The 14,365-nt window shown below is 71.5% G+C and carries 10 protein-coding genes; 6 read left to right on the forward strand and 4 right to left on the reverse strand.

Annotated elements, in window-relative coordinates:
* Window positions 1-64: 64 nt before the first annotated feature.
* From M2271_RS00555 to M2271_RS00565, 3 genes are all read left to right on the forward strand, one after another.
* Window positions 65-1,264 (forward strand): cytochrome P450, encoded by a 1,200-nt coding sequence (locus tag M2271_RS00555; RefSeq protein WP_280885026.1) that lies wholly within the window; start codon window positions 65-67, stop codon window positions 1,262-1,264.
* 12 nt (window positions 1,265-1,276) lie between these two features.
* Entirely contained in the window at window positions 1,277-1,477 is a 201-nt protein-coding gene (locus M2271_RS00560) for a ferredoxin (protein WP_280885027.1), read from the forward strand.
* A gap of 586 nt (window positions 1,478-2,063) precedes the next feature.
* The gene (locus tag M2271_RS00565) at window positions 2,064-4,064 is read left to right on the forward strand and encodes an RICIN domain-containing protein (protein ID WP_280885028.1); all 2,001 of its coding nucleotides are present in this window, start codon (window positions 2,064-2,066) and stop codon (window positions 4,062-4,064) included.
* 25 nt (window positions 4,065-4,089) lie between these two features.
* Here the strand turns inward: M2271_RS00565 and M2271_RS00570 are convergent, their stop codons facing one another.
* The 4 genes from M2271_RS00570 to M2271_RS00585 form a co-directional block, all read right to left on the reverse strand.
* Window positions 4,090-5,346: an arsenic transporter gene (locus M2271_RS00570; RefSeq protein WP_280885324.1), complete on the reverse strand. Its 1,257-nt coding sequence runs from the start codon at window positions 5,344-5,346 to the stop codon at window positions 4,090-4,092.
* Window positions 5,347-5,469: 123 nt separating this feature from the next.
* Window positions 5,470-6,156, reverse strand: a complete 687-nt coding sequence (locus M2271_RS00575; RefSeq protein WP_280885029.1) for a DUF4232 domain-containing protein — start codon at window positions 6,154-6,156, stop codon at window positions 5,470-5,472.
* A 138-nt stretch (window positions 6,157-6,294) separates the two neighbouring features.
* On the reverse strand, window positions 6,295-6,615 hold the full coding sequence (locus M2271_RS00580; RefSeq protein ID WP_280885030.1) for a hypothetical protein: 321 nt from the start codon (window positions 6,613-6,615) through the stop codon (window positions 6,295-6,297).
* A 16-nt stretch (window positions 6,616-6,631) separates the two neighbouring features.
* The gene (locus M2271_RS00585; protein ID WP_280885031.1) at window positions 6,632-9,010 is read right to left on the reverse strand and encodes a SpoIIE family protein phosphatase; all 2,379 of its coding nucleotides are present in this window, start codon (window positions 9,008-9,010) and stop codon (window positions 6,632-6,634) included.
* Between the two features lie 268 nt (window positions 9,011-9,278).
* Here M2271_RS00585 and M2271_RS00590 point away from each other — a divergent pair, with 268 nt between their 5' ends.
* The 3 genes from M2271_RS00590 (at window position 9,279) to M2271_RS00600 (ending at window position 14,309) form a co-directional block, all read left to right on the forward strand.
* Window positions 9,279-12,374: a glycoside hydrolase family 2 TIM barrel-domain containing protein gene (locus tag M2271_RS00590; RefSeq protein WP_280885032.1), complete on the forward strand. Its 3,096-nt coding sequence runs from the start codon at window positions 9,279-9,281 to the stop codon at window positions 12,372-12,374.
* A gap of 271 nt (window positions 12,375-12,645) precedes the next feature.
* Complete coding sequence (locus M2271_RS00595) at window positions 12,646-13,254, forward strand: TetR/AcrR family transcriptional regulator (RefSeq protein ID WP_280885033.1); 609 nt, start codon at window positions 12,646-12,648, stop codon at window positions 13,252-13,254.
* Entirely contained in the window at window positions 13,254-14,309 is a 1,056-nt protein-coding gene (locus M2271_RS00600; RefSeq protein ID WP_280885325.1) for an EamA family transporter, read from the forward strand. Before M2271_RS00595 ends, M2271_RS00600 begins: the two co-directional genes overlap by 1 nt.
* Window positions 14,310-14,365 lie beyond the last annotated feature (56 nt).

The raw sequence follows: 14,365 nt of genomic DNA on the forward strand, positions 1-14,365 counted from the left end.
CCTTTGGATGCCCGGGGCATCTAATAAAGATCTGCACGACGTCCGCACCGTCTGCGAGGTCTTCATGCCGGAAACGGAAACCGTCGCCTTCCCCCAGGACCGCACCTGCCCCTACCACCCGCCCACCGCCTACGACCCGCTGCGCGACGCCCGGCCGCTGACCCGGATCGCCCTCTTCGACGGCCGCCCCGCCTGGCTGGTCAGCGGACACGCCGCCGCCCGCGCTCTGCTGGCCGACCGGCGCTTGTCCACCGACCGCACCCACCCGGACTTCCCCGCACCCACGGCCCGCTTCGCCGCGGCACGCAACCGGAAGACCGCGCTGCTCGGCGTCGACGACCCGGAGCACCAGACCCAACGGCGGATGACGATCCCCGCCTTCACCCTCAAACGAGCCACCGAGCTGCGCCCGCGCATCCAGCAGGTCGTGGACCAACGCCTCGACGCGATGATCGCGCAGGGACCGCCCGCCGAGCTGGTGAGCGCCTTCGCGCTGCCCGTCCCCTCGACGGTGATCTGCGCGCTGCTCGGCGTGCCCTACGCCGACCACGACTTCTTCGAAGGGCAGTCCCGGCGGCTGCTGCGCGGCCCGACGGCCGAGGACACCATGGACGCCCGCGACCAACTCGAGGCGTACATCGGCGAGTTGATCGACCGCAAAGAGAAGCAGCCCGAGCCGGGGGACGGCGTGCTGGACGAACTCGTCCACCAGCGGCTGCGCAAGGGCGAACTGGGCCGGGACGAGGTGATGTCCCTGGCGATCATCCTGCTGGTCGCGGGACACGAGACCACCGCCAACATGATCTCGCTGGGCACCTACACGCTCCTCCAGCACCCGGACCGGCTGGCCGAGTTGCGGGCCGACCCCGCCCTGCTGCCCACCGCGGTCGAGGAACTCATGCGGATGCTGTCGATCGCCGACGGTCTGCTGCGGCTGGCCACCGACGACATCGAGGTGGCGGGGACGACGATCCGCGCGGGCGACGGCGTGGTCTTCGCGACCTCGGTCATCAACCGTGACGAGGACGTCTACGCCGACCCCGACACCCTGGACTGGCACCGATCGGCCCGCCACCACGTCGGTTTCGGCTTCGGCGTCCACCAGTGCCTGGGCCAGAACCTGGCCCGCGCCGAACTGGAGATCGCCCTGCAGACGCTCTTCGACCGTCTCCCCACGCTCCGCCTCGCCGCCCCCGCGGACGAGATCCCCTTCAAACCCGGCGACACCGTCCAGGGGATGCTGGAACTCCCCGTGACCTGGTAAGAGGCTCCGGTCATGCACATCGACATCGACAAGGACGTCTGCATCGGCGCGGGCCAGTGCGCCCTGGCCGCCCCGGGCGTCTTCACCCAGGACGACGACGGTCTCAGCACCCTCCTGCCGGGCCGGGAGGACGGCGGCGGCGATCCCATGGTCCGGGAGGCGGCCCGGGCCTGTCCGGTCTCCGCCATCACGGTGTCCGAGACCGTGAGCTGATCCGGGCAGGTCGAGGACGCCCGGGCCGAGCCGGATCGGCCTGGGCTCCGTCGTCCGCGGCGGAGGCGCGCCTGCCTCGTCAGTGCGGTCCGTGCGGGGCGAACTCCATGCCGCACGGCCCCGCGTCCTCGCTCTCCGGCGGTGGCACCCGCCTGGTGGGACGTGATCCGCGTAGACCGGCGGGACACACGCTGTAGTGCAACGTTCAACGGTTTGGGCTGTTGTGTCACACGGCCGATCGAATGTCATTTCCGCATACGGTGTCGACACCCGGCAATCCCTAATCGTCCGGAACTTGACGATCCGTCAAAATGCCGTGCAGGGCGGGCGATGCGTAAAACCATGAGGTGGCTTGTTGTAACTAGCTGGCCTGTGTAAAAGTATGTCTTGTCGGCGCATGGACAATGACTTTCCCCCCGTGCGCACGAGGCAGCTCCCGCCCGTTCCTTCGCGCTCCAAAAGAGCTGCCCCGGAGCGGATGTTCGAGATGCCGAACCTTGCGCGGACGGATCCCGTCGCTTTGCCGATAACGCCCCATACCCCTTGGTATGGACTTTGTGTAATACGCCCTCGGAGGAAAGCCGCCGTGAATGACGCAGGCCTGTCGAATTCCCCGGCTCCCGCGCGTCCGTCCGACGCCACGGACGCACAACTGAGCGCCGAGCTCAAGAAGTGGAGCGGGGCGACACCGGCGCTGCAACCCGTCGGTGAACTCCTCGACCGGCACTGGGAAGCGGCCTTCGCCTACGCCCGGCTGTGCACCGACGGCCCGCGCCCCGCGGGAATGCTCACCACCGCGGCATTCACCCGCCTCTTCGGTGAATCCCTGCGCCAGACCGGGCCGAGTTCCGCCTGGCGGCCCCATCTTCTGGTCACCGTGCGCCGGATCGCCGCGGAGTGGGACACCGACAGCAGACGCGAACTGCTGCACCCGCGGTTGAGAACCGGGGGCAGTGGCGGGGACCGGGCCGCGGACCGCCTGCTGTCGCCCACGAACCGCCGGCTGCTGTCCGGGGCGTTCCAGCGGCTGCCCCAGGCGGCCCGCTGTCTGCTGTGGCACACCGAGGTCGAGGCCGAACCGATCGGCGTACCGGCGGCACTGCTGGGCCTCGACGAGGAGGGCGCCGACGTCGAACTGCGGCGGGCCCGCGAGCGGCTGCGCGAGGAGTGCCTCCAGGTCCACGGCGAACTCGCCCCCGAGCAGGAGTGCCGGTACTACGAGCGGCTGCTGGACGTGACCTACCGGCGCGGCGGTGTCGACCTCGACGCCGACCTGCGCGGCCACCTGGAGCGGTGCGGGCACTGCCGGCACACCGCGGACCAGCTCCAGCAGTTCAACGAGGGCCTCGGCAGCGCCCTCGCCGAAGCGGTGCTCGGCTGGGGCGCGCACGCCTACCAGGAGACCCGCGGACGTTCCCACGCCGCTCCGCAAGAGCCGGAGGAGACTCGGACGCTCCCCGCGGCGCTCGCGGGCGAGCCCTTCTTCCCGGCGCCGCGGGCGGTGGATCCCTCGATCATGGGCGAGAACTTCGCGCCCGCGACGACCGCTCCGACGTCCATCGCCCCGGCCACCACCCCGGCCACCGGCTCCCGCACCGCCTCCCGGCCAGGCTCCCGCACCGTCTCCCGCAGATCGGCCCACAGGGCTGCCCGCCGTACCGCCCGCCGCAATCTCGCCGTGGCCGTCCTCACCGTCAGCGGACTGATCGTCCTGCCGCTGGTCCTGTGGTCCTCCCTCGGCGCCGCGGAGGGAGAGGCGCAGAGCGACGACTCCCGGCCCTCCGAGGCGCCCGGCGCAGGCGCGGGCACCTCGACCTCCGACCCGTCCTGGGCCGGCTCCGGAAACACGGAGCAGGGCACCGTGCGCGGTCGGCTGCACAACGTCGGATCCGGGCTGTGCGTCGGCGTCGTCGGCAAGAAGGCCGTCGAGGGCGCCGAGACCGAACTCGCCGCCTGTTCCTCTGACCAGGACCAGCAGTGGTCGTACGAGACGAGCGGCCTGCTGCGCAGCGTGGAGTCCCCCGGTCTCTGCATGGACTCCCGCCTCGGCTACTCCGTGCGCCTCGCTCCCTGCACCGGCACCCGCACCGGCACGGCGGAGGCCGACGCCAAGAACATGCGCTACGACTTCACCCTCCAGGGCGCCCTCGTACCGCGCTGGGACCAGGATCTGGCGCTCACCCCCGCAGCCACCGACGCGGCGGGCGCCTTGGTCGTCAAGACCCGCGACGACGGCTCCGCCCAGCGCTGGGTCGTCGACACCTCCAAGTCCGACCTCCAGATGCAGGTGGTCAACTGGGGCGTAGAGGACACTCCGTCGACCCCGTCCGAGGCCAAGCCCACGCTCAAGGCGGCGAAGAGCCCGACGCCCACACCCACCCCGAAGCCGTCCGCGACCCCGTCGACCCCCAAGACCGCACCGACACCGACATCGCCCCCGATACCGACGCCCCCGCCTTTCGCGGCCGGGCCCTGCCCCTCCTGTTCGTCGGGCGGCCCGTACGGCGGGGGCGGATACGACGGATACGGCGGATACGGCGGATACGGCGGATACGGCGGGGGCTTCGGCAGCGCCGGACGCCCCTGACGGGCCCCTCGACCCTGTCGGTGGTTCAGCCCCCGACCACCTGGAGCGAGGCCCACAGCGCCGCCACGGCGGACCCGAGCGCGGCCGGGACGGTGAGCAGGCCGAGCCGGGTGAACTCACCCAGTTCGACCTCGTGCTCGTGCCGGTGCGCGATGCGCCGCCACAGCAGTGTGGCCAGTGATCCGGCGTACGTGAGGTTCGGGCCGATGTTCACGCCGAGCAGCACCGCGAGGACGGCGCCGGGGCCGGCCGAAGCGGTCGGCGGCAGCAGGACCAGTACCGCGGGCAGGTTGTTGATCAGGTTGGCCAGTACGGCGGCCAGCACGGCGATGCCGAGCAGCGCGGCGAGACCCGTCCCGCTCGGCAGCACGTGCCGCAACGCGTCGGCGAGGCCGTTGTCGACGACCGCGCGTACGACGATGCCGAGCGCGAGGACGAACGCCAGGAACGTCGGCGACGCCGCCCGCACCACGGTGAGAGGTGTGGCCTGCCGCCGGACCAGTGCCCGGCCGGCCAGCACGAGCGCTCCTGCCAGCGCGGCCCAGGCCGGCTCGATGCCGAGGGCGGAGGTCATGACGAACCCCGCCAGGGTGCACGCGACGGTCACCAGCGCGAACACCGGCAGCCCGGGTGTGTCGGCCGGGTCGGGGGAGGGGGCGGTCCGGGTCAGCTCGCGGTCGAAGAAGCGCCGGAAGACCACGTACTCGGCGCTGATCGCGACCAGCCACGGCAGCGCCATCAGCGACGCGAACCGGGTGAAGCTCAGACCGCTCGCCGCGAACGCCAGCAGGTTCGTGAGGTTGGAGACGGGCAGCAGCAGCGAGGCCGTGTTCGACAGATGCGCGCTCGCGTAGATGTGCGGCTTGGCGGCGACACCCATCCGGGAGGCGGTGGCGAACACCACCGGCGTCAACAGCACCACGGTGGCGTCCAGACTGAGAACGGCCGTGATCGCCGAGGCCAGCACGAACACCGCCGTCAGCAGCCTTCCCGGCGATCCCGCCGCCCGGCGGGCCATCCAGGCCCCGCACGCCCTGAAGAGTCCCTCCACGTCGCAGAAGTGGGCGAGCACCAGTACCGCGGCGAGGAACCCGACCACCGGCCCCAGCCGCTCGGCCTCCTGCCGCGCGTGGTCCAGCGAGAGCGCCCCGGTCGCGATCGCCACCCCCGCCGCCGGGACCGCGACCACCGCCTCCGGTCGGCCGAAGGGGCGCAGAACGGCCCAGGCGAGGACGGCGACGAGCAGGACGACGGACAGAGACTCGGCGAGCGGGGTGTTCAGGGCGGGATCCTTCGAACGTGATCAGGTGGAGCCCGCCATCGAACCAGAACCCGGTAAGAGCTCTGCCAAGCGCCCGAGGCCCGTCGCCCACAGGGGGCGAGGGCTGCGGGGAAGGGCCGTCGGTCAGGAGCCGGTACCGGGACTGAACGGGATCAGCTTCACCGCCGACTCGTTGCCGGACACCGGCACTTCCCCGCCCTTCCACGTCACCTTCAGTGGGTCCCGCTCGTCCGGCGGGGTCACCAGCAGCGACGCCGGACTGGCCGCGTGCGCCCCGCTGACCTCGGGGTTGGCGAAGGACAGCCCGGCCCAAGCGCTCCTGCCCGGTGCCAGCCGCACGGTCACGGGCGGACCGGAGGACCGCTGCGGATCCGGCCCCAGCTGCTTGCCGGACGCGTCGAGGAAGGCGGCGCCCGGGTATCCGCGCACGGTGCAGGTACGGCCGGACCTGTTGGTCAGGACGATCGGGAAGTTCTCCTGTCCGGCGCCCGGGTTGTTGCGGCCGACGGACGCGCTCAGCTCGGAGGTGTGACAGCGGCTGCCGGAGACGACCGGCGCGTCGGTGGTCTCGGGGGAGGCCGGTGTCGCCGAGTCGCTGGGTCGCGCGCTGGGTGTCGCGGTGCCCGCAGTGGTGCCGGTGCCGGAGGGGGAGGGGGAGGGAGAAGCCGAGGCGGTCGTGGCCGTGCCGGACACCGTCCGGGGACCGCCCGCCGTGTCGTCGCCGCTGCCGCACGCGGTCAGCAGAGCGAGCACCGCGACCGCGCCCGCGAGCGGGGCCGCCCGCCCTGCGCCCTGAGATGTCTTCGCCATGTCTGTCCACACTCCTGGAGATACCTCGAACCCGGGGCCACGGATGACCCGCGTGTGTACGGCGCCCTCTGCCCCGTCACAGAGGTGCGATGCGGGACGGGCGCGGAGAAGTTCGCGCGCCGCCCCAGGGAAATGGTGTCAGTTTCCGACGTGCACGGCCTCCAGGACGCGGTCGGTCGACGGGGCGCCGCCGTGCCGCCGTATCGGTACGTACACCTGGGGCTGCCCGCCGCCGTCCGCCGAGGTGAGAGCCGTCTCCGTGACGGGCCCGCCGTCGCCCGGACAGTGGCTCCAGCCGCGGATCCTGCCGTGCCAGGAGAGGCCGGCGCAGTCACGGGCGCCGTCGTAGCGGCAACCCGGATGGGTGACGGCGTTCACCCGGGCGGTGACGTCGCCGTGCCCCGCCGACAACCGGCCGCCCCTGGACGCGCTACTCCAGAAGATCCCGGCTCCGGCCACTCCCCATTACTTCCCGTCACTCCTCGTCGACGAGTGAGATCTCCGACCAGATCGTCTTGCCCTCGGCCGTGTGCCGGCTGCCCCAGCGCTGGGTGAGCTGGGCGACCAGCAGCAGACCGCGGCCTCCCTCGTCCCAGGTCTTGGCCCGGCGCAGATGCGGGGCCGTGTGGCTGGTGTCGGACACCTCGCAGATCAGCGTGGCCGCGTCGTGGATCAGCCGCAGCCGGATGGGGTGCGAGCCGTACCGGATGGCGTTGGTGACCAGCTCGCTCACCACCAGCTCGGCGGTGAACGCGGCCTCGCTCAGCTCCCATCGGCCGAGCTGGGCGACGACCTGCCTGCGGATCGGCGAGACGAGCGCCGGGTCCACCGGGATGTCCCAGGTGGCGACCTGCGAGGCCGGCAGTCCCCGGGTGCGCGCCAGCAGCAGGGCCGCGTCGTCGAGCGCGCCGCCCGGCGGGAGCAACTGTTGCAGGACGCGGTCGCAGGTCTCCTCCAGCGACTCGGGAGACACGGCCAGGGCCTCGCACAGCAGGGCGTGGCTGTCCACGTCCCGCTCCCGGGTCTCGACGAGCCCGTCGGTGTACAGGGACAACAGGGTGCCCTCGGGCAGCTCGAGCTCGACGCACTCGAACGGCTGCCCGCCCAGCCCCAGCGCCGGCCCCGGCGGCAGGTCGACCTCCTGGGGCACCCCGCCCGGCAGGAGCATCACGGGCGCGGGATGTCCGGCCCGGGCCAGCGAGCAGCATCGCGACACCGGGTCGTACACCGCGTACAGACAGGTGGCGCCGACCTCGCCGGTGCCGCCCTCGCTCCCGGCCTCCGCGGACAGCCGTACGACGAGGTCGTCCAGGTGGGTCAGCAGCTCGTCGGGGGCCAGGTCGATGTCGGCGAGGGTGCGCACCGCGGTCCGCAGCCGGCCCATGGTCGCCGACGCCTGGATGCCGTGGCCGACGACGTCCCCGACGACCATCGCGACCCGCATCCCGGACAGCGGGATCACGTCGAACCAGTCGCCGCCCACCCCCGCCCGGGCCGCCGGGAGGTAGCGGGAGGCCGCCTCCACGGCGGCGGTGCGCGGCAACGAGCGGGGGAGGAGACTGCGCTGGAGCGCGAGGGCGGTCTCCCGCTCGCGGGAGTAGCGGCGGGCGTTGTCGATGCAGATGGCCGCCCGGGCGGTGATCTCCTCGGCGAGCAGCACGTCGTCCGGCGTGAACCCGTCCGACCGCCGGAACCGGGTGAGGACGGCGACGCCGAGGGTCAGACCACGGGCCTGGATCGGCACCGACATCGTGGAGTGGATACCGTACTGCCGGATCCGTTCGAGCCGTACCTTGTCCCAGGAGAGCCACTCGGCGAGGCCGCCGTTCTCCGTCGACGCGATGATGGTGTGGCCCACCGCCAGGGAGTCGCCCTGTGGCGAGTGGGCCGGGTAGACGTCCACCTGGCCCGGCTTGGCCACGGCCTCCGGGTCGCCCGGGTTGATCGAGCGGTGGGCGGCCCGGCGCAGGCTGACCGGCGCGGTCAGCCGCTCGGTGAAAGCCTCCCCACCGGCCTCGGGAGGGTCCAGCAGGTCGACGCTGACGAAGTCGCCGAGAGCCGGCACACAGACGTCCGCGAGTTCCTGGGCGGTCCGGGTGACGTCGAGGGTGGTGCCGACGCGGACGCTGGCCTCGTTGACCAGTTGCAGCCGCTCCTGGGCGAGGTACAGGTCGGTGAAGTCGTGGACGGCCACGCACACCCCCCGCACCCGGCCCTTGTCGTCGGTGATCGGGGCGATCCGGGCCAGACAGGCGTGCGCCGGGCCGTCACCGCCCACCGGCAGATAGGACCGCACGTCGTGGCCGCGCCCGGTGGCCAGCACGCGGTGCAGATGCCTCTCGAGATCGTCGCCATACGGTCTGCCGCTCATCTCCGGCACCCGCAGCCCCCGCACCCGCTCCTCGGGCAGCCCCAGCACCTCCGTCATGGCCGAGTTCATACGGTGCAGCCGCAGCCGCTCGTCGTAGATCGCCACGGCGCAGGGAGACTGGAGGAGCTGGGCCCGCTCCAGAGGGTCGTCGTACGGGAGCGGTCCGTCGCCCGCCACCGGGGTGACCACGAGCCAGCCGCCCGAGCTTCCGTCCCCGTCCTGTCTGCGGTGGACGAGCAGCCACACCGGCAGCATCGTACCGTCGCGGTGACGCAGTGTGAGCATGCCGTCCCAGCGGACCTCCCGCGGACGGAACGGCGCCGAGCCGTCGGCCAGCAACTCGGCGGCGGGGCGGCCCACCATCTCGGCGGCTGTGTGGCCCAGCAGTCGGTGGGCGCCCTCGTTCCACTCGACGAGCCGGCCCGTGGCGTCGATGACCGCCCGCGCGGTGGCGGACTCGTCGAACGGATACACGGTACTCATCGGCGCCACTCCATCGCGCACGCTCACGGCGAACAGGTGCTTTTACCTGGGCACCAGCGTAATGCCTCAGACCTGCCCACGGACGGGCACCCGCAATGCGGACGGACAGGTGAGCGGGCCCCGGTCAAGGGCGAGATTCGGCCGTTGTGACGCCCGGGACAGAAGCCTGCGCCCGCACCCCTTGACGGGTCGGTGTGGCACCCCGTCAGAATCTGTTTGTTAACGATCAGTTGTGAGTACTTCTGGGCCCTGATGAGGGAGAGCCGCCATGCAGGTCACTCGCAGATCAGTTCTGCTCGCTTCCGCCGCCGCACCGGCTGCCGGAGCGTTGCTGGGCACTCGGGCGGCACAGGCCGCCGAGGTCACGGGAAGCACATCCGGTCGCAGTACGGTCGCGCTGCGCGACGGCTGGCGCTTCGCGCTGGTCGATCCGGGCGGCATCACCGACCCGACCGGCGGGTACGCCGACGCCGCGGCACCCGGCTACGACGACTCCGGGTGGCGCGAGGTCGCGGTGCCGCACGACTGGAGCATCGAGCTGGCGCCGACCACGCAGAACGGCACCACCAGTGGCACCGGGTTCTTCCCCGGCGGCCTCGGCTGGTACCGCCTCGCCTTCACGCTGCCGCCCGCTCTGGCCGGACAGCGGATCGCGGTGGAGTTCGACGGCGTCTACATGGACTCGTACGTGTACTGCAACGGCACGGAGATCGGCCGGCACCCCTACGGCTACACCGGCTTCGCCTTCGACCTCACCGACGTGCTGCACACCGACGGGACCACGGAGAACGTGATCGCGGTCAAGGTGCAGAACCGGCTGCCCAGCAGCCGCTGGTACTCGGGCAGTGGCATCTACCGCGAGGCCCGCCTCGTGGTCACCGACCCGGTGCACGTGGCCCGCTGGGGCACCCAGGTCACCACGCCCGAGATCACCTTGGACCGGGCCACGGTGCGGGTGCGGACCGCCGTGGTGAACCAGAGCGGTACCGCGAGCCCGGTCGAGATCCGGTCCCGGGTCAAGGACCCGCGGGGCCGCACGGTGGCCCGCACGGCCACCACGGTCACGGTCGACAAGCAGGCCACGGAAACCCATGAACTCGCTGTTCCCAGCCCTCAGTCGTGGGACCTCGAAACCCCCCGCCGCTACACCCTGGAGACCGAACTGCGCGTCGGCGGCAAGGTCGTCGACACCTACCGCACCCCTTTCGGCTTCCGCACCTTCGACTTCGACCCGGACGAGGGCTTCCACCTCAACGGCACCCACCACAAGATCAAGGGCGTCGACCTGCACCACGACCTGGGCGCGCTCGGCGCCGCGGTCAGCAAGGACGCGATCCGCAGACAGCTGACCATCATGAAGTCGATGGGCGTCAACGCCTTCCGCACCTCCCACAACCCGCCCTCGCCGGAGATGATCGAGGTCTGTGAGGAACTGGGCATCGTGATGCTGGTGGAGGCCTTCGACTGCTGGCGGACCGGTAAGACGCGGTACGACTACGGCCGCTTCTTCGACGAGTGGTCCGAGCGGGATGCCACCGAGATGGTGCTCGCCGCCCGCAACTCGCCCGCCGTCCTGATGTGGTCGATCGGCAACGAGATCCCCGACTCCACCTCCACCGCCGGACTCGCCATGGCCGACCGGATCATCGACGCCATCAGGGCCGTCGACGACACCCGCCCCCTGGTGATCGGCTCCGACAAGTACCGGCGGCCTCCGGCCAAGGGCTCGGCCGCCGATCTGATGCTGGCCAAGCTCGACGGCCTCGGTCTCAACTACAACACCGCCGAGTCGGTGGACGCCCTGCACGCCGCCTATCCCCACCTCTTCCTCTTCGAGTCCGAGTCGTCCTCCGAGACCTCGACGCGCGGCGCCTACCAGGAGCCCGAACACCTCAACACCGGCGAGAACCACACGCCGGGCAGGCGGGCGACCTCGTCGTACGACAACAACCTCGCCTCCTGGACCATGAGCGGCGAGTACGGCCTCAAGAAGGACCGGGACCGCAAGTGGTTCACCGGGCAGTTCCTGTGGTCGGGCATCGACTACATCGGGGAGCCGACCCCGTACGACGTCTTCCCGGTGAAGGCGTCCTTCTTCGGAGCGGTCGACACGGCCGGCTTCCCGAAGGACATGTACCACCTGTTCCGCAGCCAGTGGGCCGGCGAGCCGATGGTCCATCTGCTGCCGATGACCTGGAACCACGACGAGGGCGACACGGTCGAGGTGTGGGCGTACGCCAACGTCGACACCGTCGAACTGTTCCTCAACGGCAGGTCCCTCGGCACCCGGCGGTTCGACACCAAGAGGACCACCGACGGCCGGGCGTACCGGGAGACCACCGAGGCGACCGGCGACGACAAGACCTTCACCGACGGCCCCTACCCCGGCAGCTACACCAGCCCGAACGGCAGCGCGGGCAAGCTCCACCTCACCTGGAAAGTCCCCTACAAGCCGGGCGAGTTGAAGGCGGTGGCGCGCCGGAACGGCAAGGTGGTGGCCACCGATGTGCTGCGCACGGCCGGGCAGCCGCACGCCGTGCGGCTCACCGCCGACCGCACGTCCCTCGCGGCCGACGGCCGTTCCCTGGTGTTCGTCACCGCCGACATCGTCGACGCCCGCGGGGTCGTGGTGCCCGACGCCGAGCACCTGATCTCCTTCGCGGTCAAGGGCGGCTCGCTCGCCGGACTCGACAACGGCCGCCAGGAGAGCGCCGAGCGGTACCAGGCCGACACGCGGACCGCCTTCCACGGCAAGGCGCTCGCGATCGTACGGTCGGGTACCGAACCTGGCACCCTGAAGGTGACCGCGCGCGTGGAGGGCCTGCGGCCGGGCACCGCGACCGTACGCACCACACCTGTCCGGTCGTCCGCCGCCACCCCGGCTCGGGCCTTCGGGCCCGACCACCCGACACCGCCGAACCACCCCTACGCGGACGCCAGTTACTCCGGCCGCCCCGACACCCTGCCCGCCGCGATGCTCGACGGCGACCCGGCCACCGGCTGGTCCAACGCCTTCAGCAAGGCGGCCACGGCCCTGCTGCCCGCGTTCGACGGGGCCCGGGCCGAGGACTGGGTCTCGGTGGACTTCGGACGCACCCGGACCTTCGACCGGGTGGAGGCCTCCTTCACGCTGAGCGCGACCCACAGCCTGCCCGCCTCCGTCGCGGTCGAGGTGGGGGACGGGAGCACCTATGTGCCGGTCGAGGGCGTTGCCGTCGACTGGGCGACGGCCTCGGACGCGCCGACGGTCATCACCTTCGACGCCGCCCGCGGCTCCCGGCTGCGGCTCACTCTGACCAGCGCCCATCCCGGTGAGGCCCGGGGAGCGGTGCGGGTCACCAGGCTGGAGGTCCCGGCAGGCTGACGGTTCCTCGTACGGTCCGGACGGACGGCAGTCCCGTCCGGACCGTTGACGAGGTGTCATGCTTCCAACAAGCATGGCGGCGTCCGCATCTGGGAGCGCTCCCATCGCGAGCGTGCCTCACCCCTCACCCCACCTGCCGTGATCCAGAGCGGCCCAGTACCTGGCTGCACTACCGCACCGAGTCGAGCGTCGTACGGCCTCAGGCGCCTCCCGCTGTCACTCCCCATGTGAGTAGGTAGACTGACCTACCTACTCACATGAAGGGGCTGTGGTGACCGGTACAGGCGGTAGACCCGCACAGGCCGGAAGGCGTCCGGGGACCGCGCGTGAGCGGCTGCTCGCTGCCGCGTCGAGCCTCTTTTATGCGGACGGGGTCGCGGCAACGGGGATCGACACCATCACCGCCGAAGCGGGTGTGGCGAAGATGAGTCTCTACAACAACTTCTCCTCCAAGGCCGACCTGGTCAGGGCTTACCTAGATGCGCGGCATGAGGAGTGGCTGGGCCTGTATCGGCGGCGGTTGGAGGAGGCCCGGGGCGGGCGGGACGGTGTGCTGGCGGTCTTCGACGCGTACGCGGATCATGCGGCGTTCGCGTATGAGCACGGTTTTCGGGGGTGCGGTCTGCTGAACGCGGCCGCGGAACTCCCCGCCGGGGACGAGGGGCGGGCCGTGGTGCGGCGGCACAAGGAAGAAGTCGAGTCCCTGCTCGCCGGGCACCTGGAGGAGCTGCTTCCCGGGCAGCCCCAGGAGGTGCGGGCGATGGCGGAGCATCTGGCGTTCCTCCTGGAGGGGGCGATGGCGCGGGCCGGGCTTGAGGGCGCGGGTACGCGGCTGGCTCACGCGCGGACGATGGCGGCGGACCTGGTGGACCAGCTGTGATGCGGCCCGTCGGCTGTGCGGCCGGCTCGGTGGGCGTGGGGTCGTTGTGCGTTCTCGTGGCGTCGGTGCTGTGGGGCACCACGGGCACCGCTGCGACCTTCGCCCCGGGGGTGGGGCCGCTTGCGATCGGGGCGGTGGCCATGGGTCTGGGCGGTCTGCTGCAGGCCCTGATAGCCGCCCCTCGCATCGTCCGGGAAGCGTCCGGACTGCGGGCGCAGCGCGGTGTGGTGCTGCTCGGCGCGGTGGCAGTGGGCATCTATCCGCTGGTGTTCTACACCTCCATGCACCTGGCCGGGGTCGCCGCCGGAACGGTGGTGTCGATCGGCTCGGCCCCGCTGGCCTCGGCGCTGATCGAGCGTGTCGTGGACGGACGCCGCCTGACGCGCCGCTGGATGCTCGGAGCTGCCCTGGGTCTGTCCGGGACAGTTCTGCTGTGTGTAGCCGAGGCGGCCAACGCACACTCCGGCCCCGGGGCCCAATCCGTGGGGACGATCGTGCTCGGCGTGGGGCTGGGCCTGGTGGCCGGTCTCACCTACGCCCTGTACTCCTGGGCGGCCCACCGGCTGATCAGCCGTGGTGTCACCTCCGGCGCAGCCATGGGAACCGTCTTCGGGCTGGGCGGGCTTCTGCTTGTGCCCGTACTGCTGGCCACCGGCGCTCCGCTCGTCAGCTCCTGGCCCAACGCAGCGGTCGGCATCTACATGGCCCTGGTGCCCATGTTCATCGGCTACGTCCTGTTCGGTTGGGGGCTGGCGCACGTACCCGCGAGCACCGCGACGACGCTGTCACTGCTGGAGCCCGCCGTCGCGGCCGTACTGGCCGTGCTGGTGGTCGGGGAACGCCTGCCTGTGCTGGGCTGGGTCGGCATTGCTCTGGTTGTCGGCTGCCTCGCCGTACTCACCGCGCCCACGCAGACTGCTGTCCGGCCACAAGCGATCACCACGCGGCACCGGGACGGCACCGAAGGCCATGACGCACCCCGGGATCGCCGCACCCCACCTGGGGAAGCCGCACCGTCCGCACCCGACGCGCCCGGAGCAGCCTTCAGGCGGTGACGGCGGCCCCGATGCCGGTGTGCCAGCGATGCCGGGTGCATGTACTGCGTGCGCAG

Origin of the sequence: Streptomyces sp. LBL, from assembly GCF_029893585.1 — a bacterium.
Classification (GTDB): Bacteria; Actinomycetota; Actinomycetes; order Streptomycetales; family Streptomycetaceae; genus Streptomyces.